Source organism: Corynebacterium sp. LaCa117, assembly GCF_046717765.1.
GTDB classification, from domain to species: Bacteria; Actinomycetota; Actinomycetes; order Mycobacteriales; family Mycobacteriaceae; genus Corynebacterium; species Corynebacterium kefirresidentii.
In genome coordinates, this window is record NZ_CP177102.1 from 1062640 (window position 1) to 1086722 (window position 24083).

The 24083-nt window shown below is 57.7% G+C and carries 23 protein-coding genes; 13 read left to right on the top strand and 10 right to left on the bottom strand.

All coding sequences use genetic code 11. The features are described 5' to 3' along the window. The first annotated feature begins 8 nt into the window (after positions 1 to 8). Together ACLI1L_RS05320 and map are read left to right on the top strand one after the other, a co-directional pair. Positions 9 to 1862, top strand: a complete 1854-nt coding sequence (locus ACLI1L_RS05320; RefSeq protein WP_086587480.1) for a penicillin-binding transpeptidase domain-containing protein — start codon at positions 9 to 11, stop codon at positions 1860 to 1862. A gap of 84 nt (positions 1863 to 1946) precedes the next feature. Beyond that, the gene (gene map / locus ACLI1L_RS05325; RefSeq protein WP_005325202.1) at positions 1947 to 2816 is read left to right on the top strand and encodes a type I methionyl aminopeptidase; all 870 of its coding nucleotides are present in this window, start codon (positions 1947 to 1949) and stop codon (positions 2814 to 2816) included. Between the two features lie 189 nt (positions 2817 to 3005). On the opposite strand, the gene ACLI1L_RS05330 is transcribed toward map, so the two are convergent. The 4 genes from ACLI1L_RS05330 to ACLI1L_RS05345 form a co-directional block, all read right to left on the bottom strand. Continuing rightward, entirely contained in the window at positions 3006 to 3404 is a 399-nt protein-coding gene (locus ACLI1L_RS05330; RefSeq protein WP_086587481.1) for a hypothetical protein, read from the bottom strand. Positions 3405 to 3452: 48 nt separating this feature from the next. Then, positions 3453 to 3839 (bottom strand): hypothetical protein, encoded by a 387-nt coding sequence (locus ACLI1L_RS05335; protein ID WP_086587482.1) that lies wholly within the window; start codon positions 3837 to 3839, stop codon positions 3453 to 3455. Between the two features lie 316 nt (positions 3840 to 4155). Next, positions 4156 to 5559 carry a mycothione reductase gene (mtr, locus tag ACLI1L_RS05340; RefSeq protein ID WP_086587484.1) on the bottom strand — a complete coding sequence of 468 codons (1404 nt, stop codon included), beginning with the start codon at positions 5557 to 5559 and terminating at the stop codon, positions 4156 to 4158. A gap of 27 nt (positions 5560 to 5586) precedes the next feature. Continuing rightward, positions 5587 to 6618, bottom strand: a complete 1032-nt coding sequence (locus ACLI1L_RS05345) for an alpha/beta hydrolase (RefSeq protein WP_086587485.1) — start codon at positions 6616 to 6618, stop codon at positions 5587 to 5589. Between the two features lie 264 nt (positions 6619 to 6882). On the opposite strand from ACLI1L_RS05345, the gene mqo reads away from it, so the two are divergent. Continuing rightward, complete coding sequence (gene mqo, locus ACLI1L_RS05350; RefSeq protein ID WP_086587486.1) at positions 6883 to 8379, top strand: malate dehydrogenase (quinone); 1497 nt, start codon at positions 6883 to 6885, stop codon at positions 8377 to 8379. 82 nt (positions 8380 to 8461) lie between these two features. Here mqo and ACLI1L_RS05355 read toward each other — a convergent pair whose 3' ends face one another. The 3 genes from ACLI1L_RS05355 to ACLI1L_RS05365 all read right to left on the bottom strand — a co-directional run bounded on the left by ACLI1L_RS05355 (position 8462) and on the right by ACLI1L_RS05365 (position 12329). Next, positions 8462 to 9817 (bottom strand): protein adenylyltransferase SelO, encoded by a 1356-nt coding sequence (locus ACLI1L_RS05355; protein WP_411708252.1) that lies wholly within the window; start codon positions 9815 to 9817, stop codon positions 8462 to 8464. Next, on the bottom strand, positions 9818 to 10639 hold the full coding sequence (locus ACLI1L_RS05360) for a PhzF family phenazine biosynthesis protein (RefSeq protein ID WP_411708253.1): 822 nt from the start codon (positions 10637 to 10639) through the stop codon (positions 9818 to 9820). Positions 10640 to 10829: 190 nt separating this feature from the next. After that, on the bottom strand, positions 10830 to 12329 hold the full coding sequence (locus tag ACLI1L_RS05365) for an integrase core domain-containing protein (protein WP_411707371.1): 1500 nt from the start codon (positions 12327 to 12329) through the stop codon (positions 10830 to 10832). 179 nt (positions 12330 to 12508) lie between these two features. Here ACLI1L_RS05365 and ACLI1L_RS05370 point away from each other — a divergent pair, with 179 nt between their 5' ends. The 5 genes from ACLI1L_RS05370 (at position 12509) to ACLI1L_RS05390 (ending at position 17537) form a co-directional block, all read left to right on the top strand. Then, positions 12509 to 13696: a sensor histidine kinase gene (locus ACLI1L_RS05370; protein WP_316330668.1), complete on the top strand. Its 1188-nt coding sequence runs from the start codon at positions 12509 to 12511 to the stop codon at positions 13694 to 13696. Then, positions 13689 to 14432: a response regulator gene (locus ACLI1L_RS05375; RefSeq protein WP_023021322.1), complete on the top strand. Its 744-nt coding sequence runs from the start codon at positions 13689 to 13691 to the stop codon at positions 14430 to 14432. Before ACLI1L_RS05370 ends, ACLI1L_RS05375 begins: the two co-directional genes overlap by 8 nt. Positions 14433 to 14498: 66 nt before the next feature. Continuing rightward, positions 14499 to 15398 carry an ABC transporter ATP-binding protein gene (locus tag ACLI1L_RS05380; protein ID WP_208612429.1) on the top strand — a complete coding sequence of 300 codons (900 nt, stop codon included), beginning with the start codon at positions 14499 to 14501 and terminating at the stop codon, positions 15396 to 15398. Positions 15399 to 15443: 45 nt separating this feature from the next. After that, entirely contained in the window at positions 15444 to 16196 is a 753-nt protein-coding gene (locus tag ACLI1L_RS05385; RefSeq protein WP_023021324.1) for an ABC transporter permease, read from the top strand. A 27-nt stretch (positions 16197 to 16223) separates the two neighbouring features. After that, on the top strand, positions 16224 to 17537 hold the full coding sequence (locus ACLI1L_RS05390; protein ID WP_167371276.1) for a DUF4921 family protein: 1314 nt from the start codon (positions 16224 to 16226) through the stop codon (positions 17535 to 17537). 30 nt (positions 17538 to 17567) lie between these two features. Here ACLI1L_RS05390 and yaaA read toward each other — a convergent pair whose 3' ends face one another. Then, positions 17568 to 18290, bottom strand: a complete 723-nt coding sequence (gene yaaA / locus ACLI1L_RS05395; protein WP_167371277.1) for a peroxide stress protein YaaA — start codon at positions 18288 to 18290, stop codon at positions 17568 to 17570. Positions 18291 to 18321: 31 nt separating this feature from the next. On the opposite strand from yaaA, the gene ACLI1L_RS05400 reads away from it, so the two are divergent. After that, positions 18322 to 20091: a proline--tRNA ligase gene (locus ACLI1L_RS05400; RefSeq protein ID WP_411708254.1), complete on the top strand. Its 1770-nt coding sequence runs from the start codon at positions 18322 to 18324 to the stop codon at positions 20089 to 20091. 40 nt (positions 20092 to 20131) lie between these two features. Continuing rightward, positions 20132 to 20494, top strand: coding sequence for a hypothetical protein (locus ACLI1L_RS05405; RefSeq protein ID WP_086587494.1), 363 nt, complete (start codon positions 20132 to 20134; stop codon positions 20492 to 20494). A gap of 126 nt (positions 20495 to 20620) precedes the next feature. On the opposite strand, the gene ACLI1L_RS05410 is transcribed toward ACLI1L_RS05405, so the two are convergent. Both ACLI1L_RS05410 and ACLI1L_RS05415 read right to left on the bottom strand, forming a co-directional pair. Next, positions 20621 to 20950 (bottom strand): transglycosylase family protein, encoded by a 330-nt coding sequence (locus ACLI1L_RS05410; RefSeq protein ID WP_086587495.1) that lies wholly within the window; start codon positions 20948 to 20950, stop codon positions 20621 to 20623. A 169-nt stretch (positions 20951 to 21119) separates the two neighbouring features. Beyond that, positions 21120 to 21971, bottom strand: a complete 852-nt coding sequence (locus ACLI1L_RS05415) for a DUF4439 domain-containing protein (protein ID WP_143339229.1) — start codon at positions 21969 to 21971, stop codon at positions 21120 to 21122. 38 nt (positions 21972 to 22009) lie between these two features. On the opposite strand from ACLI1L_RS05415, the gene rimP reads away from it, so the two are divergent. From rimP to ACLI1L_RS05430, 3 genes are all read left to right on the top strand, one after another. Beyond that, positions 22010 to 22549: a ribosome maturation factor RimP gene (gene rimP / locus ACLI1L_RS05420; RefSeq protein ID WP_086587496.1), complete on the top strand. Its 540-nt coding sequence runs from the start codon at positions 22010 to 22012 to the stop codon at positions 22547 to 22549. Positions 22550 to 22572: 23 nt separating this feature from the next. After that, entirely contained in the window at positions 22573 to 23589 is a 1017-nt protein-coding gene (gene nusA, locus ACLI1L_RS05425; RefSeq protein ID WP_023021332.1) for a transcription termination factor NusA, read from the top strand. An 84-nt stretch (positions 23590 to 23673) separates the two neighbouring features. Continuing rightward, the gene (locus ACLI1L_RS05430; RefSeq protein ID WP_086587497.1) at positions 23674 to 24021 is read left to right on the top strand and encodes a YlxR family protein; all 348 of its coding nucleotides are present in this window, start codon (positions 23674 to 23676) and stop codon (positions 24019 to 24021) included. Positions 24022 to 24083: the final 62 nt, after the last annotated feature.

A 24083-nucleotide genomic window follows, 5' to 3' on the forward strand; every position in this document is an offset into this window, starting at 1 on the left:
GCCAAGGCATGAAGAAGTTGGTCGCGCTGGTTGCAACTATCACGCTCGCTTCCACCAGCGTGGTTGCTTGTACCCCGAAGCCGGTATCTGCAGAACCGGTGGCGGAGGAATTCCTCGAAGGGATGGAATCCCGCAATAACGACGGCTTGGCCGCGCTTACCGATGCCCCCTCTGACGCCACCGCAGCCCTGGACGCCACCTACTCCGGCCTGCAGGCCGAGGGGCTCGATATTGAGCTAGAAGGTGTCGATCAAGACGAGAACCTCGCTACGGCGAACTACAAGGTCACCTGGGATCTGCCCAAGGAACGTACCTTGAGCTATGACACGCAGATGACGCTTACCAAGACTGAGGATGAGTGGACGGTGCGCTGGAAGCCGAGCCTAATCCACCCAGACTTGGGCGCAAACCAGCACTTGGAACTGCGCGCATTGGAGGCAAAGCGTGCCAGCGTGGTCTCTTCCAATGGAGTGGAATTGATGCGCCCAGGGCTGAACTATCGTCTGGTGGTAGATACCAGCTCCTTAGAGGATGTGCGCCCTACCGCGGCAAAGATTAGCGGCGCGTTGGCAGCCGCCCATCGCCAGGATGATTCAATTGCAGAGATTGATGCCAAGGATTTGGCCAAGAAATTGGAGGATGCAGACGGTTCTTTCTCCGTAACTATGTTCACAGAAGATCAAGCCAAGGCTGTGCGTCCCAAAGTGGAGGGCATGGACGGCGTGCGCCTCAACGAGGAGCCAGCCTTGGTTACCCGCGACCGTGGTCTCGCGCCCGATCTCATGTCGCGCGTGCGCTCTGCGGTCCAAGACGAGGTCGATGGTCAAACTGGCTGGTCCATCTCCGTGGTCAATGAGAATGGTGCGGCGCTATCGGACGTCGAAAAGCATGATCCCAATGCTGCGCCATCGATCAAGGTTGGTCTGGATTACGACGTGCAGCGCGCCGCGCAAGAAGCTGTAAACGAGCGTGCCGATTCGCAGGCAATGCTCGTAGCCATCCGACCTTCCAATGGCGATATTTTGGCCGTAGCGCAAACCGAGAAGGCTGATGAGGACGGCGACGTCGCCCTACAGGGGCAGTACCCGCCTGGTTCTGTTTTTAAAATTCTCACTGCCGCAGCTGGCGTGGACAAACAGGGCCTAAATACCGATACCATCGTTCCCTGCCCGGGCACTATGGATATCTATGGCCGCGTAGTGACCAACTACAATTCTTTTTCTTTGGGCAGTGTTCCGCTCAGCCAAGCCTTCGCGCAGTCCTGTAACACCACCTTTGCGGATATCTCCACCAAGCTCAAGCCTGGTGAGTTGAAAGATATGGGCAAGAAGTTTGGCTTCGGCGTTGAGTATGACATCCCCGGGTTGACGACCATCACTGGCTCTATTCCAGACGGAAAGGAGCCATTGGAACGCACTGAATCCGGATATGGTCAGGGCTACGACTTGGCAAGTCCTTTTGGCATGGCCCTTGTTTCTGCCACGGTTGCCAACGGCAAGACGCCTACACCGACGCTTATCGAGGGGCACAAGACCAAAGCATCCGATAAACCGCAGCAGATTCCCAAGCCCGTGCTGGACAATGTCCGTGCCATGATGCGCCAAGTGGTCACCAGCGGTACCGCGCGCAGCATGGCTGCTGGCGGCACCATTTATGGCAAGACCGGTGAGGCGGAAATCAATGAAGGCTCGCACGCCTGGTTTACCGGCTACCGGGAAGAAGATGATATTGCCTTTGCCACCCTCGTGGTTTTGGGCGGCGGCTCTGATGTCTCGGTCAATATCACTAGCAACTTCTTGCAGAAGGTCGATGACTACCGGTCCGGACCGCACGAGGGTGCGGCTCCGCCGGCCGAAGGGTAGACCTAGACTCGGAGCTGAAGCTACGGCCCTAGCTTATGACCCCGGCTGCTGCATTATGGGTGCAGAGGACTACCATGGGAAACCATGAGTAATCGAGGAAAGCTAAAGCCAGGCAAGCCCACTCCGATCCTCACCGTGCCGGAGAGCATCGAGCGCCCCGAGTATGTGTGGAAGGACGAGGTGCAGGAGGCCGTAGGCGAGCCCTACGTCCAGTCCCCAGAGGTCATTGAGAAGATGCGTGAGGCCTGCAAGATTGCAGCCAACGCCCTCAAAGAGGCTGGAAAGGCCGTGCAGCCGGGCGTAACCACTGATTACGTGGACCGCGTAGCGCACGAGTACATGTGCGACCACGGCGCTTACCCGTCTACGCTAGGCTACCGCGGCTTCCCCAAGTCCAGCTGCGTCTCCCTCAATGAGATTGTTTGCCACGGCATCCCGGATACCACCGTGATTGAGGACGGCGACATCGTCAATATCGATATCACCGCTTATAAGAATGGCGTCCACGGCGATAATAACGCCACCTTCCTCGCCGGTAACGTCTCCGAGGAACATCGCTTGCTGGTAGAGCGCACCAAGGAGGCCACCATGCGCGGCATCAAGGCCGCAAAGCCTGGCCGCGAGATCAATGTCATTGGTCGCGTGATTGAGTCTTATGCCAAGCGCTTCGGCTACAACGTCGTGCGCGATTTCACCGGCCACGGCGTCGGCCCAACCTTCCACAATGGCCTGGTTGTCCTGCACCATGACTCGACCGTCTACCGCGACATCCTTGAGCCTGGCATGACCCTGACTGTTGAGCCGATGATTAATCTTGGTTCTCTGGATTACGAGATCTGGGACGATGACTGGACTGTCCAAAACACGGACGGCAAGTTCACCGCCCAGTTTGAGCACACCCTTGTCATTACCGAGGATGGCAACGAAATCCTCACCATCCCAGATGAAGACTAGAGACTAAAAGCCAAGGCCGCCTCCACAGCCCAAGCGGGGAAGTGGAGGCGGCCTTTTGCACACTTTGCGTGGCGACGTCCCGCGCAAAGCATCAGGACTTAGCACGTAGCTGCGCATAGCAAAGGGGCCCCGTTCTAAAACGGGGCCCCTGCAAGCCCTAGCTATCTAGAGCCAATCTGCGGCTAATAATTAGCGGCGGAAGATTGGGTCCAGGATGTGCTGCGGGACGATGCCGTTGTAAACAGCGTAGTTGTAAGCGCCAATGATCGCGCCGACAATGGAGGTGATGCCCAGTGCGGTAGCACCCTTCTTCCAGTTGGAAGCCCACTCCGGGATGTTTTCGGAGGTTTCCTTGCCGAACATGTCCTCGCCGGTGACCTGGTTGTCAGGAGTTACGACAGGCTTGCCGTCCTTGCCTGGGGTCCATGCGCCCCACTCCTTGCCCAGCTGGGTGAGGGAGCTGGAGGAAGAGGAGGAGGTGGTGTTCTCGTTGGTGGAGGAGGTCTCTGCAGAAGCAACGGCGGTGCCGCCGAAAGCTACGGTGACAGCGGTTGCAGCAGCAACGGCTGCGGTGCGGAAGTTACGCATTGTGAAAATTACCTTTCGGAAGTTTTGATTGAGCCGTGTGGCTGTTGCTTAGAAGGAAGGGCCGTGTACGAAGAAGTTGTATACAGGGCCGATGATGCCGCCCAGCAGGGCGCCAACGCCTGCTAGAACGGTAGCACCGTAGAAGACCTTTGCCCATGCTGGCTGGCCGGAGAAGTCCTTGGAAGAACCGAAGATGCCAACGGCGTTAGCTGCCTGGTCGCCCTCGAGCTTGTTGCCGATCTTGGAGGACAGGGAAGGGGTGTAGTCCTCAGGGGTCTGGTCTTCCTTCTGGCCTGCGCCAGTCTTGGAAGGACCTGCCTGCTCTACTGGGACAGTGTTGCCGTTCTGGTTAACGTCGGCGGAAGCAACGGTGGTGCCGCCGAAGGCAACGGCGAGAGCGGTTGCGCCAGCGATAGCTGCATTGCGGATACGCATATCAAAATTCCTTAAAAGTCGTACTTGCAAGGCTTCCACACTGGGAAACCAAAGTGTTATTGAATGTAAAGGGAACATCCAGAAACACGCGGTAGCCGTGTTCGTATCGGCTCGAGCCGGTGTCCCCAGTGAATCTAGTAAAACTCTTGTCCTTTTGCACGTCAAAGACCGGAATTTCATCCATTAAATTAACGTGTGCCCCTAAATGGTGGTGAATTTCCTGCAGTCACGAATGTGACTTCCTTGGCGTGAAATGGGAATATACCCTGAAAGCTGGGAGGAAACTGGGTATATGTGAGAAAGGTCACGTAACAATTTACTTTTGCCACTCCAGTCCCAAAAGGGCGTTTTCCACTACTTCTGGTAGCGCGGGGTGAATCCAATATTGGTTGCGGGTGAACTCCCGCATGTCCAACGAGTAGGCCATCGCGGTAATCAATTGCTGGATGAGGGTAGAAGCCTGCGGTCCCATCAAGTGAGCGCCGAGAAGCTGCCCGGTAGCGCGGTCTGCTACTAGCTTGCATATACCGGTGTTATCTTCCATGGCCCAGCCGTAGGCAACATCGCCAAAGTTCTGCACCTTGACGGTGATATCGAAGCCTTCCTCGCGCGCCTGCTTTTCGGTTAGGCCCACCGTTGCGATCTGCGGGTGGGTAAAGACGGCGGCAGGGACATTGTCGTGGGGGAGCGGGCGGAGGTCTTCTGGGTGCAGCAGGTTGTGCTGTACGGAGCGCATCTCGGCATTGGCTACGTGCTTGAGCATGTACGGCGAAGAGACGTCGCCAAGCGCCCATACGCCGTCGGCAGTGGTGCGGCCGAACTCATCGGTTTTTACGCGGCCGTCGGCAAGTAGCTCAATGCCTGCCTTATCCACATCCATCTGATCGCCATTGGGGGTGCGCCCAGTGGCAACCAGAATGGCCTCAGCCTCAATAGAGGTTCCATCATCTAGCTTCAACCGCACTCCCTTGTCGGTCTCCTCGAGCTTGGTGCCGTTGGCAATGCGGACGTCGAAGCGCTCGCGAGCAATCTGATTGAAGCGATTGGATAGATCATCATCAAGGTGGCGGAGCAGAGTCTCGGAGCGATTGACTACCGTCACCTTGGTGCCGAGCCCGTCAAAGACGTGGGCAAACTCCATGGCGATATAGCCACCGCCCACGACAATGAGGCTTTGTGGCTGATGGTCCATGCGCATGATGTCTTCGTTCGTATAGTACTTCACGCCAGACTTGGCATAGACCTCTGGAATGACCGGGCGGGAGCCGGCAGCGATGACGATTTGCTCGCCAGTGACGACATGTCCGCCGGTCTGAATAGTCTTCGGGCCAATAAAGCGGGCGTGCTCGTCAAATACGGTGATATTTGGGGTTTCCTCACCGCGGCGGTACTTCTCGCCGCCCTTGGCAATCTGGTCGATGCGGTTGGTGAAGACGCGGTCCACGATGGAATCCCAGTCCACGCTATTGACCTGAGCATCTAGGCCGAGCCTGCCGGCCTCGCGCGCGGCTAGGGCGATATCGGCGGCATAGACATACATTTTAGTGGGAATGCAGCCCACGTTGAGGCAGGTACCGCCAAAAGTACCCTTTTCAATGATGGCGATCTTTTGGTCATCAAACTCCGGGCTAGGGATGGAGTTTCCGGAGCCGGTGCCGATGATGATGAGGTCAAAATGTTCCTCGGCCGCGGGCGTGTGGGTCTGGTGTGAAGAAGTCACGTTTATTCCTTATATATGGGGGTTAAATTACTGGACGGGTTTAGCGGAATCTAAGACGGTGGGCAACCACTCATCGCAGGCGTTGAAGGCCTCTTGCAGCGGATCCGGAAGGGATAGAAAAACATCGTGCCTAGCGCCCTTGATGGGGTGCAACGTGTAGTGGGCGCTTAGTTCCTTTGCCCAGCGGCGCGTTTGGGCAACGTCGATGATGACATCCGCGTGGTTCGCGCTATCGGAATAGGGCTGGCCCAGTTGAGTGCGAGTGGACTGCAGCGTCAAAATTGGCACGCCCGCATCGATACGACCGCTATGGATGGCATCAAAGCCATGGAATACTGCGGCTAGCCAGCCAACATACTTCTTATGGCCAGCCAGTGGCTTAAAGCGGAGGTCAAAATCCCACTCGCCGTAGAAATCTTGGTGAACAGACTCGCCGTAGGCGGTGAAGTTGCCACCGGGCAGGGGAGTTCTGGGGGTGATGCGGCCAAGTGCGTACAACAGCGGTTTGAGCGGGGTAAGAACCTGGCCGGGCACGCCCATCATGTCGAGCCACGGGCTATTGAGGATGAGCCCCTTCAAGCGCTGGTGGCGTTCGTGATCGGTTCGGCGCAGATGATCCATCCATAGCGGGGCGATGAGGCCACCGGTGGAGTGAGCGATGAAGATAACCTCATCATTAGGGATGGCATCGAGTGCGGCGGTGAGGTCAACAAAGTAGAGCGCCAAGTCCGATACATAGTGCCATGACTGGCCGGAGCGGCGCGAGCGACCACACTTGCGCAGATCGACAGCGTAAAAGTCATAACCTTGGGCGGCAAAGTGCTCGGCTACGTGGGTGTGGAAGAAGTAGTCGGTCATACCGTGTAGCCACACCAAAGCCGGGCGCGATGAGGCGGCGGATGGTTCGCATGCCGCATCGTCCGCCTGCTGCGGCGCGTAGTGCACCAGCGTGGTGGCCACGTTGCCCTCGCCGTCGGGGTCTACGCCTAAGTCAATGGTGGCAGCTTCATAGTCGGGGCCGAGTTTGTCCGGGCCCCATACCGGGGAGTGTGTAACCATGCCTCGATTCTAGGTGTAATAAAGGATTTATGGTGCTGGTGTTGGGGTGTAGATAGTGGGGGCGGAAATTCCCACATTTTTGCCACTGGTCTGGGGGAGAAATCCCAAATTGGATAAGAAAAGCGTAGAGTAAGGCCTTAATGCGTGACGCACTGCCAGGTTGTCTTAGTGCAACGATGGTGGCGCGGGGCGCTAAGCGCTATAAGTCAAGGCGTAGACCGCGCCGATGGATATCTATTTTCAATTTGAAGAGGTAATAACAGAGTGTCCTCCGCTAAGAAGACAGCACAGGTTGTAGACGAGGTCGACGTAGCACTTATTGGTGCCGGCATCATGAGCGCCACCTTGGGCGCAATGCTCCGCGAGCTGGAGCCTAGCTGGACCCAGATGGTCTTTGAGCGTCTCGACGGCCCCGCATTGGAGTCCTCCTCCCCGTGGAATAACGCCGGTACCGGCCACTCCGCACTGTGCGAGCTGAACTACACCCCGGAGAAGAATGGTCGCATTGATATTTCCAAGGCTCTGGGGATTAATGAGAAGTTCCAGAAGTCTCGCCAGTTCTGGTCTCACCAGCTCAACAACGGTATTCTGACCGACCCGAGCGAATTTATTAACCCAGTTCCGCACGTGTCCTTCGCACAGGGCGAAATCCAGGTTGACTACCTCAAGCGTCGCTATGACGTTTTGAGCGAGAAGCACATGTTCCCAGGCATGCAGTTCTCCGCTGATGATTCTGTCTTTGCGGAGAAGCTGCCGCTGATGGCGCAGGGCCGTGATTTCTCCAATAAGGTAGCCATCTCTTGGACCGATGCCGGCACTGACGTTAACTTCGGCGCGCTGACCAAGCAGTTCCTGACCGCGGCTAAGGCCTCCGGCACCGAGATCCGCTACGGCCATGAGGTCATCGACATCAAGCGCGATGGCTCTTCCTGGAAGGTCTATTCCAAGAACAAGCACACCGGGGACATCACGGTAGTCAAGGCTAAGTTCGTCTTCGTGGGTGCTGGCGGTTATGCCTTGGACCTGCTGCGCAAGGCCAAGGTGAAGGAAGTTGCCGGTTACGCTGGCTTCCCAGTATCCGGTCTGTGGCTGCGTTCCAAGAACCCGGAGCTTATCGAGCAGCACCAGGCGAAGGTCTACGGTAAGGCTGCTGTGGGTGCCCCGCCAATGTCCGTTCCGCACCTGGATACCCGCGTTATCGACGGCGAGAAGGGCCTGCTATTCGGCCCCTACGGCGGCTGGAGCCCGAAGTTCCTGAAGAAGGGCAGCTACCTGGACCTATTTAAGTCCATTCGCCCGGATAACATCACTTCTTACCTTGGCGTTGCCGTCCAGGAGTTCGGCCTGACCAAGTACTTGGTAGACGAGGTACGCAAGAACTTCTCCGACCGCGTTGAGACCCTGCGCGAGTACGTCCCGGAGGCAAAGGAAAGCGACTGGGAGACCGTCATCGCCGGCCAGCGCGTCCAGGTGATCAAGCCTGCAGGTGCCCCGCAGTTCGGCTCCCTCGAGTTCGGTACCACCCTGGTTAATAACCAGGAGGGCAATATTGCCGGCCTGCTCGGTGCATCCCCGGGCGCATCCATTACCCCGGCCGTGATGCTGGAGCTGCTAGAGCGTTGCTTCGGCGAGCACATGATTGATTGGGCAGATAAGATCCGTGAGATGGTTCCGTCTTATGGCATTAAGCTGCGCAATGATCAGAAGCTCTATGACGAGATGTGGGAGTACACCCAGAAGACCCTGAAGCTAGACCGCTAGAATCAGCTTCTTCCTAGACAACCCCCTGTACCGCAATGAGACGGTACAGGGGGTTATTCGGTCTGGGCCTGGTGGACAGGAGCTAGGTGCCGCAGTAGGTGAGGTATCCCTCCAGACCATTAGGGTCCGGCGATTCGAATGAGGGGTTGGGCTCCCACGGGTGGGTTACCGCGTGGAGGAGTTCTTGATAGGGGCTCATGTCCCCGCGTTCTGCAGCGTTAAGGGCAGCTTCCACCGCGAGGTTGCGCGGGATAACCCGCGGCATCGCGCTATTAACGCGGGATGGATCGGGCGAGGACGCTAGGTACTCATCCAAAAAGTCTCCCTCGGGCAAAAGCTCACGGGCGGGGGTGGGGTGGCCCGCGGCGGCGTCGGCCAGAGCGCGGTGGGCCAGCGTAATATCTGGGCCGTTGAGTTGCATGGCGGCGGAATAAGCAGAGACGATGTCTGGAGAGGCATCCAATGCTGCTACCATGTCTGCCTTGCGCTGGGCCTCGAAGCGATCTGCAAAGCCATTTATTGTCTCTTGAGCAAAATCCATGGCCTTATTCAAATCCAAGTCAAAGAGCGGCAGGAGGGACTCCGCCAAGCGCGCTAGATTCCATCCCAGGATGGAGGGTTGATTGCCAAAGGCATAGCGGCCTTGGGTATCGATGCTGGAAAATACCGTGCTCGGGGAATAGGACTCCATGAAGGCACACGGTCCATAGTCAATCGTCTCGCCGGAGATGGTGGTGTTATCCGTATTCATCACGCCATGGATGAAGCCTAAGCGCATCCACTGGGATACAGTGCGAATTTGTGCATCCATCAGCTGGAGGAAAAAGTCCCGGTAGTCGCAACCGGGATAATGGCGGGCGATGGCGTAGTCGGCCAGCTGACGTGTGTAATCCGTCTGCGCGGCTAGGTGGAAGGTGCCCACCCGGATATGGCTCGCAGCCACGCGCACCACAATTCCGGCGGGCTGTACGTGGCCGCGCTGGATGGGCCGGCCGGTGGAGATTACCGCTAGTGCTCGGGTGGTGGGCACGCCCAAGGCATGCATGGCTTCGGAAACTAGGTATTCGCGCAGCATGGAAGAAAGCGTTCCGCGGCCATCAGAGCCTGGGCGGGAAAAGGGGGTCAGCCCAGTTCCCTTGGCATGGAGATCCCACAGCTGGCCGTCATTTTCCACCTCGCCTAAAAGCATGGCGCGGCCGTCTCCCATCTGCGGATTAAACGCACCGAATTGGAAGCCAGAATAGGCCATGGCGTGTCCGCCCGCGCGACCCGTGAGGAACTCGATTCCCTCGGAGGAGCGCAGCCAGTCCGGGTCAAAGCCCAACTGCCTGGCCAGTTCCTCGTTTAGGATGACCATCTCTGGGTTCGGCTGCTCTTCGCCCTCGGTAGGGCGAACCAAGTGGGGAAGGCGTTGGGCAAAATCGTGGTGTAGCTGCATTTAAACCTCCAGTGTTCCGCGCACGCGAATATGGGCGCGCCCGCCTACCCAGATATCCGTGCCGTCATCGTTGATAAATACTTCGCCCGCTCGGCCTATCTGGCTGCCTTGTGTTGCGGTATAACGCGTTGGCACCAGGTTTCGCGAGCGCATAAACTGCGCGGCGCCGCCATTGAAAGAACCGGTGACTGGGTCTTCGAATTGCGTGGTAAAGGCCCGAACCTCATAGGCCGACTCGCCCTTTGCGGCGTTGGGATTAAGGCCCACAACACCGACCTTGGGGCGCTCAACCTGGGGCTTCACCGCGCGCACCGCCGCGGCATCGCGCAATTGAAGCAGGCGCCAGCCCGGGCCATTGTCCACCCAGCCATGGTCCACAATATCCGCGCTATCTAGCCCCAACCCAGCGCAGGCCTCCTCTAGCTCCGCCGAGCTCAGCGGTTCTTCGCGGCGCAGCGGCGGGGTAGCAAAGGAAAAGACTTCGCCCTCTTGGCGGACGGTTACCAAGCCCACGCCGCATTCTTGGACGATAGTTCCCTCCGACTGCGGGCTATTGCCCAGCGCCCGCCACGCGGCAGCGCTACCCAGCGTGGGGTGGCCGGCAAAATCAAACTCTTCGTACGGGGTGAAAATGCGCACGCGGTAGTCCGCGCGGGCGTCGTGAGGCTCGAGCAAGAAGGTGGTTTCAGAAAAGTTAGTCCAGTTCGCGATTGCCTGCATCTGCTCGCTACTTAGTCCATCGGCGCCCGTAATCACCGCCAAGGCATTGCCGTTAAAGGCACCCGTGGCAAAAACATCAACCTCAAAGAACTCGTGTTGCATGCCCGCCAGTCTAGTCAGCCCCAGGGATGAGGACTATAGCCTAAAGCTGTTATGTCCATGGACTTTTTGGACACGGAGTCCAGTAACTTTTTGGGCTAGGAGTCCAATGACTTTTTGGACGTGGAGTCTCCCTGCTTTTTGGGCAGGGAGTCTTTGGTGTTTTTGGACAGTCTCTAGCTCGTCTTACCGGTTATGGTTTCTTTCGTCTCGACGGGCGCGGACGCGACAGGATTGGTTTGATCTCTGGTGGTCGGCGGTGCCACATTCCTTCGACATGCCCGATGTTGATCTGTCCGCCGGCTGGACGCTCAAGTAGCTTGATGGGCAGTGGGAATGAAAACAGTGCTTCACCATCATGATCAGTGAAGAACTCAGCGGTGTCATCGGTAACGTGGCTGTATATGAGCCGGTTTTTAAACCGGAGTCCTACATAGAATCCATAGCCCAGGATGCGCACCACTCCGCTTTTGTTGATCCACAGTGTGTCGGGGATACCCCAGGCGTTGCTTGACTGGGCGGATAGACCGTCTACGGTGGGACTGACGGTAGGAGATGATTCTTGCTGGATTGGTTCGTTATCGTCATCGATGGTTGTGGGAGAAGCTGCAACTTCTCCCACAACCGGCGCCATCGCCTCTTTAACCCCATTCTCGATACGATGCTCGTGGTGTATCGCGCTTTCTGAGTGTGTATCCCGGTATGACTTCACAATCTTGGCCCACAGCATATCCGGGTCAATGGGTTGTGTTGGGGATTGAGCGTGGGCGAAGTGCTCACGGGCTTGGGCTGGAGTGATGTGCATTTTGCCGACTAACAGGCCTTGATGGCGGCGCCTGGTGTTGTAAAACTCGCGGTAGTCGTCCAACAGCTGTTGGACGTGCTGAAGTGTCGTAGGTTGGCGTGCATCGAGAAACTTGGTCATGGTTTGATGCGAGCGTTCATCTTTGCCTTGGGTTTGCGGGCCAAAACCTGCAATGGACCAGATACCTTGGGCGGCGAGCCAGCGCTCGGTATCGGACAATCGGCCCCGGTGATAGGTGGCAAAAGCTTCACCGTTATCGGTCAAAAGTTCCTGCGGGCGACCATACGTTTCTATTGCTGCGGCCAAGGTAGTGCGAGCATCGAATCCGTTTTCTTTGGCGGCGAAGGCTTGTGAGCCCAGATCAAACCGGCTGGCATCATCAACCAGCTGGTAGATAGTGATCTGGGTATGTGGAGTGTCAAAGAGTCGGTAGACAAACCCGTCGAGTTGCCACAGCTCATCGACCTTATCGCGTGCCCAGAGTTTATAGCTTTTACGAGGACGTTTACGGGCATTGGCCTCAGCAACACCAGCTTCGTGGAGCCAAAGCGCAATCGTAGACCGTGCCGGTGGGTGCTCTAAACCAAGGTCATCAATGAGGTAGTAATAGATTGACCACGGGCCATAGTCACGTCCCTGGGCCTTGAGCACTGATCGAGCTGTGATGACTTTCTGACGAAGGTGATCATCGTAGATTCTGGCTGGGGAATGCGGGGCGGTGGAGTCAGGCAGGATGCCTGCACGGCCGCGTTGTTCAACGCGGCGTTTGATGTTGGCATAGGTTTGGCGAGATACGCCAATATCCTTGCAGAATTGGGTGACGGTTCGTCCGTCTCTTACTGGGTCGAAGTCCGCTATTTTCTTGCGGAGATGGGTTGAAATAGCCATCTTGGTATTCCAACCCACCGACTGTCCAAAAAGTCTTGAGACATCACGACAAGGAAGTCTTTGGACTCCGTGACCAAAAACTATCTGGACTCCCCGTCCAAAAATCCATTAGACTCCGTGTCCAAAAACTCCATAGACATCACAACTATAGCCTAAAGCCTGCGCTAGCCTATAAGGTCATGAAGAAGCTATGGCCCGATGCACTTCGCGCGTGGGTAGGCCCACCGTGGAGAATTCTCATTCCGCTGTTTTTCTGGACTTCTTCGGTGCGGGTGGCAGAAGGTGTTATTGATGGATCCTCGCCTTTCCAAATGTTGGTCCTCGTGCTTTATGCAGTCGGTATTCCACTAGCATTATGGCTGCACCCCAAGCTCAAGGAGTACGCCATTGGCTTCATCGCAGTAATACTAACGGTGTGTATCTTTACCCCGCTGGCTGCCATGGGTAACGCTCACTTCTTCCCAGTTGCATACTGCGTATTTCTTATAGGTGCACATTCACCCAAGCGCTTACAACGGTTCTGGATAGGGTGGATTGCCTTAGGCACCTTGGCGGCCACTGCAGCGGACCTTTATGGGCGGAGACTCATGGATGGCATCGACTTTGGTCTGGAAGATGCCAACAGCATCGGCCCTCTGCCTGCTTTCGGCTCCGTCGTTATCATCGCGTGGCCGGTCATGGGATTTTTCTTCTTGCTGGGCACCAATGACCGCAAAAAGCGCGACGACCAGCAGCTGCTGATTGAACGTGCGGAGATGGCCGGCGCGGTAGAGCGCAACCGCATTGCCCGCGAGATGCATGACATCGTGGCGCATAATTTAGCGGGCGTTATTGCCCTTGCCGACGGCGCCCGGTTCGCCGCCGCCAAAAATCCCGCAGCGGCCACAGAAGCCTTGGAGACCATCGCCTCTACCTCCCGCGATTCCCTCAAACAGATGCGCGGTTTGCTCTCCGTGCTGCGAGATGGTGATTCCCGCGCCGATACCAAGGCGCCCGGCGCGAGCGATATTGCCGGTCTCATCTCGGAAGCGCGCCGGACCGGTTTCGATATCACCGTGCACGGGCTGGAGGACCTGCCGACCGAAAGCGACGAACTCTACCAATTCACCGTCTACCGCGTGGTGCAAGAACTTTTGACCAATATGATCAAGCATTCGCGTGATAAAAGGGGAGTACTGCGTTTCCGCTCTACTGGAAACGGCCTAGTATTGAGTGCCGAAAATCCGGCCGCACGCATGCCGGATAATCACAAGCCCGGCTACGGACTTATTGGAATGAGCGAGCGTGTCAAGGCCTATGGCGGCAGCGTTGCTACCCGCACCGAGGATGGACACTTCTTTATTACCGTGGAGGTACCCAATGACTAACCCTGAGCAGCCAACAGGTGCGCCCGCTGGCCCCATCCGTATCGGCCTAGTCGATGATCAGCCCCTCGTGCGCGCCGGGTTCGCCATGCTCCTTGGCTCCCAAGAGGATTTGGACGTTGCCTGGCAGGCCTCCGATGGCGATGAAGTCCTCGACCTCGCCCGCGCGCAACCTGCCGATATTGTGCTTATGGATGTCCAGATGGCCCGCGTCAATGGCATCGCCGCCACAGAAAGGCTGCTGCCGGAATTCCCGGACACCCAGGTCATTATGTTAACCACCTTCGATGACCAGAATTTTGTCCACGGAGCAATTTCCGCTGGGGCCTCTGGATTCCTGCTCAAAGACGTCGAACCGGAGGAACTCCTCGCCGCTATTCGTACCGTACATTCCGGCGAGGCCGTCCTTTCACCGCGCATTACCGCCCAGGTGCTGCAGCAACTGCGCAGCGAACAGTCTGCAGCACAGCCCGATTTACATGCCACCCCTGTTGCGGCAGCAGCTACCGCCCCTCCGGCCGAAGATCTCACGCCACGCGAGCTGGACGTCCTCAAGCTGATGGCACTGGGGTATTCGAATACCGAAATCGCGGAGTGCGAGTTCGTGTCCATGGCCACGGTCAAGACCCACGTGCGCCATATTCTTACTAAGACCAGCTCGCGCGACCGTGTGCATGCCGTGCTGTATGCCCTAACTCATGGCGTGGTCTCGGTGGAGGAGCTGCTGTCTCATCCCTAGGTATGACCCGCTAAATCACTCCCGAGGATGGTTACTTCGTGCTGGTCAGGCGGCACGATGGAAACCATGCTCAAAGTTTCACACCTTTCCAAGAATTTCCGTTCCTTTAAAGCAGTAGATGACCTCTCCTTTGAGGTCCCAGACGGTCAAGTCACCGGCTTCCTCGGACCGAATGGTTCTGGCAAATCCACCACCATGCGCATGTGCGTGGGGTTGGAGAATCCGACTTCCGGCACCGCGACTTTTGATGGCACGCCCTTCCGCGGGCTGTCCAATCCCGCTACCACGGTGGGCACCTTGTTGGACGCCAACTGGTTCCACCCAGGCCGCAGCGCCCGTGCTCACCTGGGCTACATGGCCGCGTTGCAGGGCGTGTCCATGAACCACGTGGATGACACCCTGGACCGCGTCGGCCTGACCCAGGTAGCCACCAAGCGCGTGGGCGGCTATTCGCTAGGCATGAAGCAGCGCCTGGGCCTTGCTTGTGCGCTCATCGGCGAGCCGAAGCACTTGCTTCTTGACGAACCCGTCAACGGCCTCGACCCCGAAGGCGTGCACTGGATGCGTGCCCGCATCCGCGAATTCGCCGAGGCCGGCTGCTCCGTGTTGGTTTCCTCCCACCTTCTTTCGGAGATGCAGCTCACCGCAGACCGCCTCGTGGTCATCGGCAAGGGCAAGTTGCTGGGCGAGGGCACCGTGGAGGAGTTTGTCAATGGCACGGGAGGCGCAAGCCTCGAAGTGATTGTGGACCAGCCCGATGCACTCCTGCGGCTGTTGCACGGCACCGATGCGGAGACCTCCTTTGACGGTGAGGTCCTGCGCGTGCGCGGCCTCGAAGGCTCCGACATCGGCCGCATCTGTCTGGATAACCGCATTCTCATCTCCAGCTTGGAACGCAAGCAGCCCTCCCTGGAAGAGGCCTACCTCGGCGCGACAGCCGACCACGTGGCCTACCGCTCTGCATAGTTTTTCACCTGCACAACACGCTCCATCTGCAAAGGATAGATTCACATGAACGCTCTGATTTCTGAATCCCGGAAACTATTTTCGCTCCGCTCTACTTGGATATACCTCGCCGTAGTTTCAGCTGGCATGGCTGCCGGCGCTGTCTTGTTGGCTTGGGCGAATGACTTCAATGGTACGGTCGACGGCAAGTTCGAGGCTGTCGATGTGTCTATTTCCGGTTCACTCGCCATTGTCGTGATGGTGTTTGCTGCCGCCATGATGGTAGGCGGCGACCAAAGTAAAGGAACAGTTTCATGGTCATACCTCTCATCAAATCGCCGCGTAGGTATAGTGCTGAGCCAATTTTTCATCATCACCTTTTCGCTACTGCTCGCGGCCACACTGGGCATGGTGGTAGCCACGCTGTTGATTACTGCCTTCGGAGGTGATTTCAATTTTGACAGCTTTATGCATTGGCCGGATAACAATGGGTTCATCCTTGCCTACGTTGAGTGGACTGTCTTTATCCTGTTAGCTACCAGCTTGGCCTACCTTTTGCGCAGTGGTGCATTCGCAGCGATGATTCTCGTGGCAGAGTATTTCGTCATTGAAACCGCCCTCGATGCCGTTAGCGCTCCTTGGGCTAAGGCTATCCTCCGCGTGCTACCTGATGCCAACGCTTGGGGGCTAGTAATGGGCGCCAACCGCAGTGGTGATGAGCAATCTCGAGCTGTCGCCGCTGTCGTTCTAATCGTGATGATCGTGCTCACCGTTGGTGGGTCCTGTGCGGTGGCGCGTCGTCGCTCTGTTGCGAAATAGGTACTAGGCGTTACTACCCTAGTGGGCATGAGTGATGCACTTTTTGCCCGCATTGAACCCATCCAAACCATGCGGGACGGCACGGTCAAGCAGGTCAACCCGTTCTCGGGAACCGAGGTATGGACCGTGCCGGGCCGCGGCAACCGCCCGCTGTCTGTACCAGTAGCTAACCCGCAGCCACTGCAAGAAGAGGACTTGACCCACCGGTGCGCTTTTTGCTCCGGACGCATGACTGATACCCCGCCGGAAAAGGCACGCATTCTGCCTTCCGGCGGGATTGTGCGTGGATTACCCTTGAGCGAATACGATCACACAGTGCCGGCCTTTCGCCGCATCCCCAACCTGTTTGAAATCGTCTCCTATGACTACTGGCATGCCAATTACGGCTTTGAAATGGATGCCGAAACCCGCCAGCGCATGGACAACTACCTTAGCGATCCGGTCGGCCGGGAACATGTGCTCAAGATAGTGCGCACGAAGCGCAAAGCAGCGCACTTGCCTGAGGCAAGCGAAGAAGAACTGGTGGACCAGGCCGCTGGATTCTTCGCCGGCGGTCACGACGTCATTGTGGCTGGCCGCCATTTTGAGCGCGGCGCACAGGATGATTCGCAGTTGGCATCTTCGGGCACGCTAAGCGCTGAAGAACACCTGCTCTTTATGCAGCTGACTATCGACGCCATGCGGGATCTCTACGAGCGCAACCGCTACGCACCCTACGTGGTGGCGTTTCAAAACTGGCTGCAGCCAGCCGGTGCTTCCTTCGAGCACCTGCATAAACAGCTCGTTGCTATTGATGATCGCGGTATGGCCTCCCACCGGGAGGTTCAGATGCTGCGCAGCAATATGAACATGTACAACGAATGGGCGGTGGATTATGCCGCTAGCCGCAATCTCGTCATAGCGGAAAACGACCATGCTGTCCTCTTCGCCGGCTTTGGACACCGTTATCCCACATTGGAGGTGTACTCCAAGTCCGCAACCTGCGAACCGTGGCTGCAGTCGGAAGAAGAAATTCGTGCCATGAGCGATCTGGTCCACGCCGCCCACGCCGCAGTAGGCCGCGAGGTGCCCTGCAATGAGGAATGGCACCACAAGCCCGCCGACGTCGATGTTGCACAACCATGGCGCATTCTCATCAAGTTACGTATTTCTACGCTCGCTGGATTCGAAGGCGGCACCAAGATCTACCTCAACACCATTTCGCCCTGGGACTTGCGCGATAGGGTAGTAGGCCAGCTTTACCCCCTGCGCGAATCCGGACATGTTTCCGGCTCAATACGCGTGGCGACGGAGTGCTCGGTGCAACGCAATAGCCTGCTTTATAACCCGCAGCTGCGCTAAGCAGACCCCGCTGGGCAAACGGTGGTCGGCTCAGCGCCTGACCAGGAGCGTGAGCTCGCTCGAACCCGGCCGCGGTTCTTCAACGGTCATATCTGCGGCGCGCGCGATAGCAGCAACGTCGGCGGCGCTATAGGCATCGGCAGGAGAGAGCGCTAGCTCGCGGGCGAGGAGGCCCTTGTAGTGCTTATTAAAGTGGCTGACTACCTTGCGCGAGCCATCTTCTTGCACGCTTTCTACCCGCACCGTTACCGCGTCTTTCACCCGGCCCAATTGTTGGTACGTACCCGAGCGCAAATCAACAATAAGCTCGTCTACTCCCTCGAGAGCCTGTGTAATCTGCTTGCCCCAGTGCGATTTCATGGTGCGGCCGCTAAGTTTTGTCCCGCCCGAAAGCCGGTAATGAGGGATGGGATCGCTGGCGCGGAGGACGCCAAAAAGGGCGTCGCCAATGGCAAGGCGATCCCATGTGGGGAGGGTAGGAGCGTCCAAGGCATCAAAGAGCACGCCGGTATAGCGCAACACGGCTGGCATGGTGGGGGTGGTAAAGAGCCCCTGGTTGGACTCGGCTTCACCGCGCAGTTTCTCTGAAAGTTTCAGCACCTCCATTGCCTGATCAACCGGTAGAGACTGCAGCTCAGCTGCAATTTCGCGCCGGGTTTCGTTTAGTCCCGGAAAGGAAAGCTGCGCGAAATCAAGCGCGTGTCCTGTGCCGCCGTGGTCCTTAGTTTCTGAAGGAGGGAGGATAATGAGCATATATACACAGTAGCGGGGTATATTTTTGACCATGATTACCCGCCTTTCTGAACTATTTCTCCGTACCCTTCGTGAGGACCCGGCTGATGCCGAGGTCCCTAGCCACAAGCTGCTCGTACGCGCCGGCTATGTTCGTCGCGTTGCGCCCGGCGTTTATACCTGGCTGCCGTTGGGCCTGCGCACGCTGCGCAAGATTGAAGACGTAGTCCGTCAGGAAATGGATGCCATTGGCGGTCAGGAAATGCTCTTTCCTGCTTTGCTGCCGCGCGAGCCTTATGAAAAGACCAACCGTTGGGTTGAATACGGCGATAATCTCTTCCGCCTGAAGGACCGCAAGAACGCAGATATGCTGCTTGGCCCTACCCATGAGGAGATGTTTGCCAGCGCCGTAAAGGACATGTACTCCTCTTATAAGGATTTCCCGGTTACGCTGTATCAGATTCAGACCAAGTATCGCGATGAGGAGCGCCCCCGCGCCGGCGTGCTGCGCGGCCGTGAGTTCACCATGAAGGACTCATACTCCTTCGACATGACCGATGAAGGCTTAGACGAGTCCTATGGTCGCCACCGAAAGGCGTATCAAAATATCTTCAACCGTCTAGAGATTGATTACGCCATTTGTAAGGCCACCTCTGGCGCGATGGGTGGTTCTGCCTCGGAGGAATTCCTCGCCGTCTCTGAGGTGGGCGAGGATACCTTCGTGCGCTCCACCGAGGGCGATTATGCTGCCAACGTGGAAGCCGTAGTTACCCCAGCACCTGCGGAGAAGGACATCGAGGGCCAGCCAGAGGCGCAGGAATACGATACCCCGAATGCAGAGAGCATTGATTCACTCGTTTCCTGGGCAAAGCAAGCAGGCATTACTATCGACGGCCGCGAGGCAACGGCCGCAGACACCCTCAAGTGCATGATGGTAAAGCTCTTCCACCCAGCTGCTGAGAGCGAAAAGCGTGAGTCCGAGTTGGCCGCCGTGCTCATCCCGGGCGATCGTGAGCTGGATGAAAAGCGCCTCGAGGCTGCACTCGAACCGGTGGAGTTCGAATTGGCCGGGGACAAGGACTTTGCAGACAATGACTTCCTAGTCAAGGGCTATGTTGGACCGCGTGCATTGAACGCCCATGACATTAAGGTCCTAGCCGATCCGCGCGTGGTCAAGGGCACAGCGTGGATTACCGGCGCTGACGCAAGCGAGCGCCACGTGGTTGGCTGCGTGGCTGGCCGCGATTTCACCGTGGATGAGTTCATTGAGGCCGCAGAGGTCAAGGAAGGCGACCTTGCCCCGGATAACCAGGGCACATTGACCCTGGAGCGCGGCATCGAGCTGGGTCACATCTTCCAGCTGGGTCGAAAGTACACTGAGGCCTTCGACGTCCAGATTTTGGATGAAAACGGCAAGCGTGCGGTTCCAACCATGGGTTCTTATGGCATTGGCATCACTCGTATGTTGGCCGTGCTAGCCGAGCAGCGCCATGATGACAAGGGCCTTAACTGGCCGGTAGCTGTCGCGCCCTATCAGGTCCATGTGGCCGTGGCTAATAAGGACGCCGCAGCCATGGAGGCCGGCGATAAGCTGGTAGAAGAGCTGTCCGCCAAGGGGATCGAGGTGCTTTTTGATGACCGCCCGAAGGTCTCCCCAGGTGTGAAGTTCAAGGATGCAGAGCTGCTAGGCATGCCATTTGTGGCAATCCTGGGCCGTGCCTTCAAGGAAGGCAAGATAGAGCTGCGCATCCGCGGCGGAGAGACCCTAGAGGTCCCGGCGGAGGAAATCGTGGGCAAGATTCTTGAGCTGGTTCGCGGTTAGAGAGACGCGCAATGAGTCGCGTCGGGGTACCGTGGAAAGTATGAATTTCCAAAAGAATGGACTTTCCACGGTGCTTTCCGCGATGGGCGTATTGCACTTTGTGAAGGCCAAAACTTTCGAATCCATCGTTCCGCCGCAGCTGCCCGGCCCCGCACGGTTTTATAACTTTGCTTCTGGTCTCTGGGAGATAGTCACTGGCGCGTTGCTGCGGCGCCGCGCTACCCGTGGGTTCGGCGGTGCTTCTGCGCTTGCGCTCTTTGCCGCTGTATGGCCAGCCAATATGTACCACGCCTGGATTGAGCGCAAGGCAGGATGGCCGAAAAAGATCTACCACATCATCCGCCAGCCGCTGCAGGTGCTGCTCATGATGTATGCCTGGAATATCGCCAAGCACGAGGCTTAAAGGAATTGACATTGCTGCGCGCTAACTAGGTAGACGCAGCAGAAAAGCCGGCCCCGTCCTCAACCCCGCGGAAACGCCGCAGGGTGGGGAGGGGCCGGTTTTCTCTTTCGTGCCGGAGCCTAGGACTTAGCCGGCAACTGGGCCGCCGCAGTTAGGCCATGCGCCAGCGCCCTGGGTGGCCAGAACGTTTTCGGCCACGGCAATCTGCTGCTCTCGCGTTGCCTGGTCAGCGGTTGCAGCGTACTGGGTGCCGCCATTGGCAGCCCAGGTTTGCGCGTTGAACTGCAGGCCACCCTGGTAACCGTTTCCGGTATTGATATGCCAGTCACCGCCGGACTCGCAGGCAGCAACCTGATCCCAAGCGCTAGCCGGTGCGGCAGTAGCGGCAGGGGCGGCAAGGCCAGCAAGGCCCAGTGCGGCAGCGGATACAGTCAAAATGGTCTTCTTAGAACGCATTGAGAGGAAACTCCTTCTCTTTGTGTCTTTTAGGCTCGCGGTATCTCCTGCAAGCTCATGGTGCACCAACCTACGCACGCTTGTAGAGCAGAAGCAATGCATAGCGTCGTAGAGCTCGCTACATTTTCACTGTCCGGCGTTCAGGGGATTGACAGGTAGGCGTCGCGTCCTAGCGCATGCCGTGGGATTCGGCCGCGATGCCGATGAGCCAGGTGATCCAGTCTTGATCTGGTGATTCTTCTTGCGCCGCCTGCGCAGCGGCGGCGGACCATTTCCGGCCGTCCTGTTCGGCGAGGCCGCCTAAAAAGTCCAGCGCAGATGCGGAATCATGGGGAAGTTCTTGGTCGCCGGAAGAATAAGCTGGCTCGGGTTGTGGCACGGTGCCATACCGGCCTAAGGCCTCCTGCAGGGCATCGATGCGGCGGTGGTGGACCTCTAGGCGGTGGTCCACGTTGCCCTCGTGCTCTGCGCCGACGTAGGCCCGGGCGAAATCCAGCGCATAAACCTGCTCATACTCCCAGGCAAGGAGATCAGCAGCACTTTTTTGCTCTGGTTGGGAAAGCTCTGGGATAGCGGGAGCATCGCCTGGCAGCCAAGCATTGAGCGCGATGGCTTGCTCGGTCACCAGGATGCGCGATTCAACGGTGACTTCATCGGCTGCCGCTGTCGTAGCAGAGGCGGCATTTTCCATAACCTCGGAAGAATCCGCGGCGCGGTTAGCTTTAGTGGGGCGCTCCACCTCACACGAGCGTGGGGGATTGCCGGCATCGTCGGTACCGCAGAGGCGCGTAATTTCGGCATAGAGGGCATCTGCCTGGGAACTGCGGATTCCTGCGGCGTGATCGTCGACGCCGTTTAAAGCAAGGGCGTCGGTTGCGGCGGCGTCGGCAAGCGCGAGCAGCCTATTTTCCGGCCGGGGGCCGAAATAGTCGACGACGGAATCAACTGCCTGGCACCCGGTTAAGGCGGGCAGGGTGGCGGTTGTGGCTACGAGAATCAAAGCTATACGTCGGCGGTTCACGCAAAAGACTGTACCCGGTAGCACGTAGGCTAGTGGGCATGGCTTTCCCAGATGCACAACAATTGACCGATCTCTTGCAGCCAAAGCTAGCTGAGCGGGGATTGGATGTAGAAGACATTAAGACCACCAAGGCGGGGAAGAAATCCCAGGTGGTTATCCGTATTGATGGTGATAAGCGCCCTAGCTCGGACGTGCTGGAGGAAGTATCTAATGAGATTTCTGCTTTCTTTGACGCCAAGGAAGAAGCAGGCGAGCTCAATTTTGGTGCCGGCTACACCTTGGAGGTTTCCACCCCTGGAGTGGATTTGCCGTTGACCGCCCCACGCCACTGGCGCCGCAATCGGGGGCGCAAGGTTACCTTCGACCTTGGCGATGGCAAGTCTCAGACAGCTCGCATTGGCGCGCTTAACGACACCGCCGATGCCGTAATCCTCATCACGGCAAATAAAAAGGACGTGCAGACGCGCGCAGAGCGATTGGAAAACATTGCCCGGGCAGTGGTAGAAATTGAATTTGCGCAGCCGTCCGAACAGGAATTAGCGGCGGTGCACAAGACGTTTGAAGAAGCCGAGAATTAACCGGCAACCGAGAGGAATGACAAGTGAATATTGATCTGCAGGCACTTCGCACCATCGAATCCGAACGCAACGTCCCGGTAAAGGACTTGCTGGAAGCGATTGCGGGTGCCTTGTTGTATTCCTACCTGGATTACCGCGAGTCTAATGCTGGCGGCAAGGTGGAAGGCGCCAAGTCCCGCGTCGATATCGATACCACCACTGGTGCAGTCAGCGTCATCGTCTCGGAGCGCGACCCGGAAACTGGGGAAGTAACCACCGAATACGATGACACTCCAGAGAACTTTGGCCGCGTAGGCGCACAGGCCGTGCGCGAGGCCATCTTGCGCAAGCTGCGCGAGGCGGAGGCAGAGCGCACCTATGATTCCTACTCGGGGCTTACCGGCCGCGTGGTCAGTGGCATCGTCCAGCGCGATGCCCGCGCTAATGCCCGCGGCATCGTCGTAGTCCAGTTGGGCTCTGAGCTGGAATCTCAGGACGGCATTCTACTGCCTGCCGAGCAGATTCCCGGTGAAAAGCTGGAGCACGGTGACCGCATTAAGGCCTACGTTGTCGGCGTGAATCGCAATGGTGCCCAGGTGCAGATCAACCTCTCGCGTACCCACCCTGAATTGGTGCGTGGCCTTTTCGAGCTGGAAGTTCCAGAGGTTGCCGATGAAACCGTAGAAATGATTGCTATCGCCCGCGAGGCGGGTCACCGCTCCAAGGTGGCGGTTGTGGGCCACGCGAAGGGCCTGAACGCGAAGGGCGCTTGCATCGGGCCACGCGGCCAGCGCGTCAACAACATCATGCGTCAGCTCGGCGGTGAGAAGATTGACATCATTGACTTCAGTGAGGACCCCACGGTCTATGTGGGCAATGCGCTAGCGCCCTCAAAGGTGGTTAAGGTCACCGTCGTGGACAACGAGGCACAGGTCGCCCGTGTGGTAGTGCCGGATTACCAGCTCTCCCTGGCCATTGGTAAAGAGGGGCAAAATGCCCGACTAGCTGCTCGTTTGACCGGTTGGAAGATTGATATTCACTCGGACGCTGACGCTAATTAAGGATCTGCGCGGTTGTAGCGTAGTCTAGTAAATGGCCCAGTTGCAGAATGGGGCATAGTGGCGACGCGAAAAGTAAGGAGTTGAATGTCTGAGAGGCTAAGACTCCGGACCTGCATCGCTACTCGCCGCCGCCTGCCAGATACGGACTTGCTACGAGTGGTTATCGACCGAGATGATCCGCATGGCCGCCGTCTGGTAGCAGATCCCCACCGCCGGCTTCCCGGTCGTGGGGCGTGGATTAGCCCCACCCTTTCTGCACTCGAGCTGGCGGAGCGCAAACGTGCTTTCAAGCGCGCGCTTCGCACGTCCGCACCCGTGGACACAGGTCAGGTACGTCAATACTTGGAAGCGCAGAGCGGACAAGTAACTAAGGCGGAAGACACCGCGTTAGATTCGTACAAACCAGAGTTACAAAGGAAGACCGAACACTGATGAGCGCACAACGATGAAGCATCAGCGATGAACGTCCAACAAACCTAACTAGGGGTCAGGCC

Coding starts and splice junctions, on each gene's coding strand:
- ACLI1L_RS05370 (WP_316330668.1), top strand. CDS start 12,509: ATGAAGAAGCTATGGCCCGATGCACTTCGCGCGTGGGTAGGCCCACCG.
- rimP (WP_086587496.1), top strand. CDS start 22,010: ATGGCTTTCCCAGATGCACAACAATTGACCGATCTCTTGCAGCCAAAG.
- ACLI1L_RS05355 (WP_411708252.1), bottom strand. CDS start 9,817: ATGCAGCTACACCACGATTTTGCCCAACGCCTTCCCCACTTGGTTCGC.
- ACLI1L_RS05335 (WP_086587482.1), bottom strand. CDS start 3,839: ATGCGTATCCGCAATGCAGCTATCGCTGGCGCAACCGCTCTCGCCGTT.
- ACLI1L_RS05405 (WP_086587494.1), top strand. CDS start 20,132: ATGAATTTCCAAAAGAATGGACTTTCCACGGTGCTTTCCGCGATGGGC.
- ACLI1L_RS05365 (WP_411707371.1), bottom strand. CDS start 12,329: ATGGCTATTTCAACCCATCTCCGCAAGAAAATAGCGGACTTCGACCCA.
- ACLI1L_RS05410 (WP_086587495.1), bottom strand. CDS start 20,950: ATGCGTTCTAAGAAGACCATTTTGACTGTATCCGCTGCCGCACTGGGC.
- map (WP_005325202.1), top strand. CDS start 1,947: ATGAGTAATCGAGGAAAGCTAAAGCCAGGCAAGCCCACTCCGATCCTC.
- ACLI1L_RS05385 (WP_023021324.1), top strand. CDS start 15,444: ATGAACGCTCTGATTTCTGAATCCCGGAAACTATTTTCGCTCCGCTCT.
- ACLI1L_RS05380 (WP_208612429.1), top strand. CDS start 14,499: ATGCTCAAAGTTTCACACCTTTCCAAGAATTTCCGTTCCTTTAAAGCA.
- ACLI1L_RS05345 (WP_086587485.1), bottom strand. CDS start 6,618: ATGGTTACACACTCCCCGGTATGGGGCCCGGACAAACTCGGCCCCGAC.
- ACLI1L_RS05430 (WP_086587497.1), top strand. CDS start 23,674: ATGTCTGAGAGGCTAAGACTCCGGACCTGCATCGCTACTCGCCGCCGC.
- ACLI1L_RS05390 (WP_167371276.1), top strand. CDS start 16,224: ATGAGTGATGCACTTTTTGCCCGCATTGAACCCATCCAAACCATGCGG.
- ACLI1L_RS05375 (WP_023021322.1), top strand. CDS start 13,689: ATGACTAACCCTGAGCAGCCAACAGGTGCGCCCGCTGGCCCCATCCGT.
- ACLI1L_RS05320 (WP_086587480.1), top strand. CDS start 9: ATGAAGAAGTTGGTCGCGCTGGTTGCAACTATCACGCTCGCTTCCACC.
- yaaA (WP_167371277.1), bottom strand. CDS start 18,290: ATGCTCATTATCCTCCCTCCTTCAGAAACTAAGGACCACGGCGGCACA.
- ACLI1L_RS05330 (WP_086587481.1), bottom strand. CDS start 3,404: ATGCGTAACTTCCGCACCGCAGCCGTTGCTGCTGCAACCGCTGTCACC.
- ACLI1L_RS05360 (WP_411708253.1), bottom strand. CDS start 10,639: ATGCAACACGAGTTCTTTGAGGTTGATGTTTTTGCCACGGGTGCCTTT.
- ACLI1L_RS05400 (WP_411708254.1), top strand. CDS start 18,322: ATGATTACCCGCCTTTCTGAACTATTTCTCCGTACCCTTCGTGAGGAC.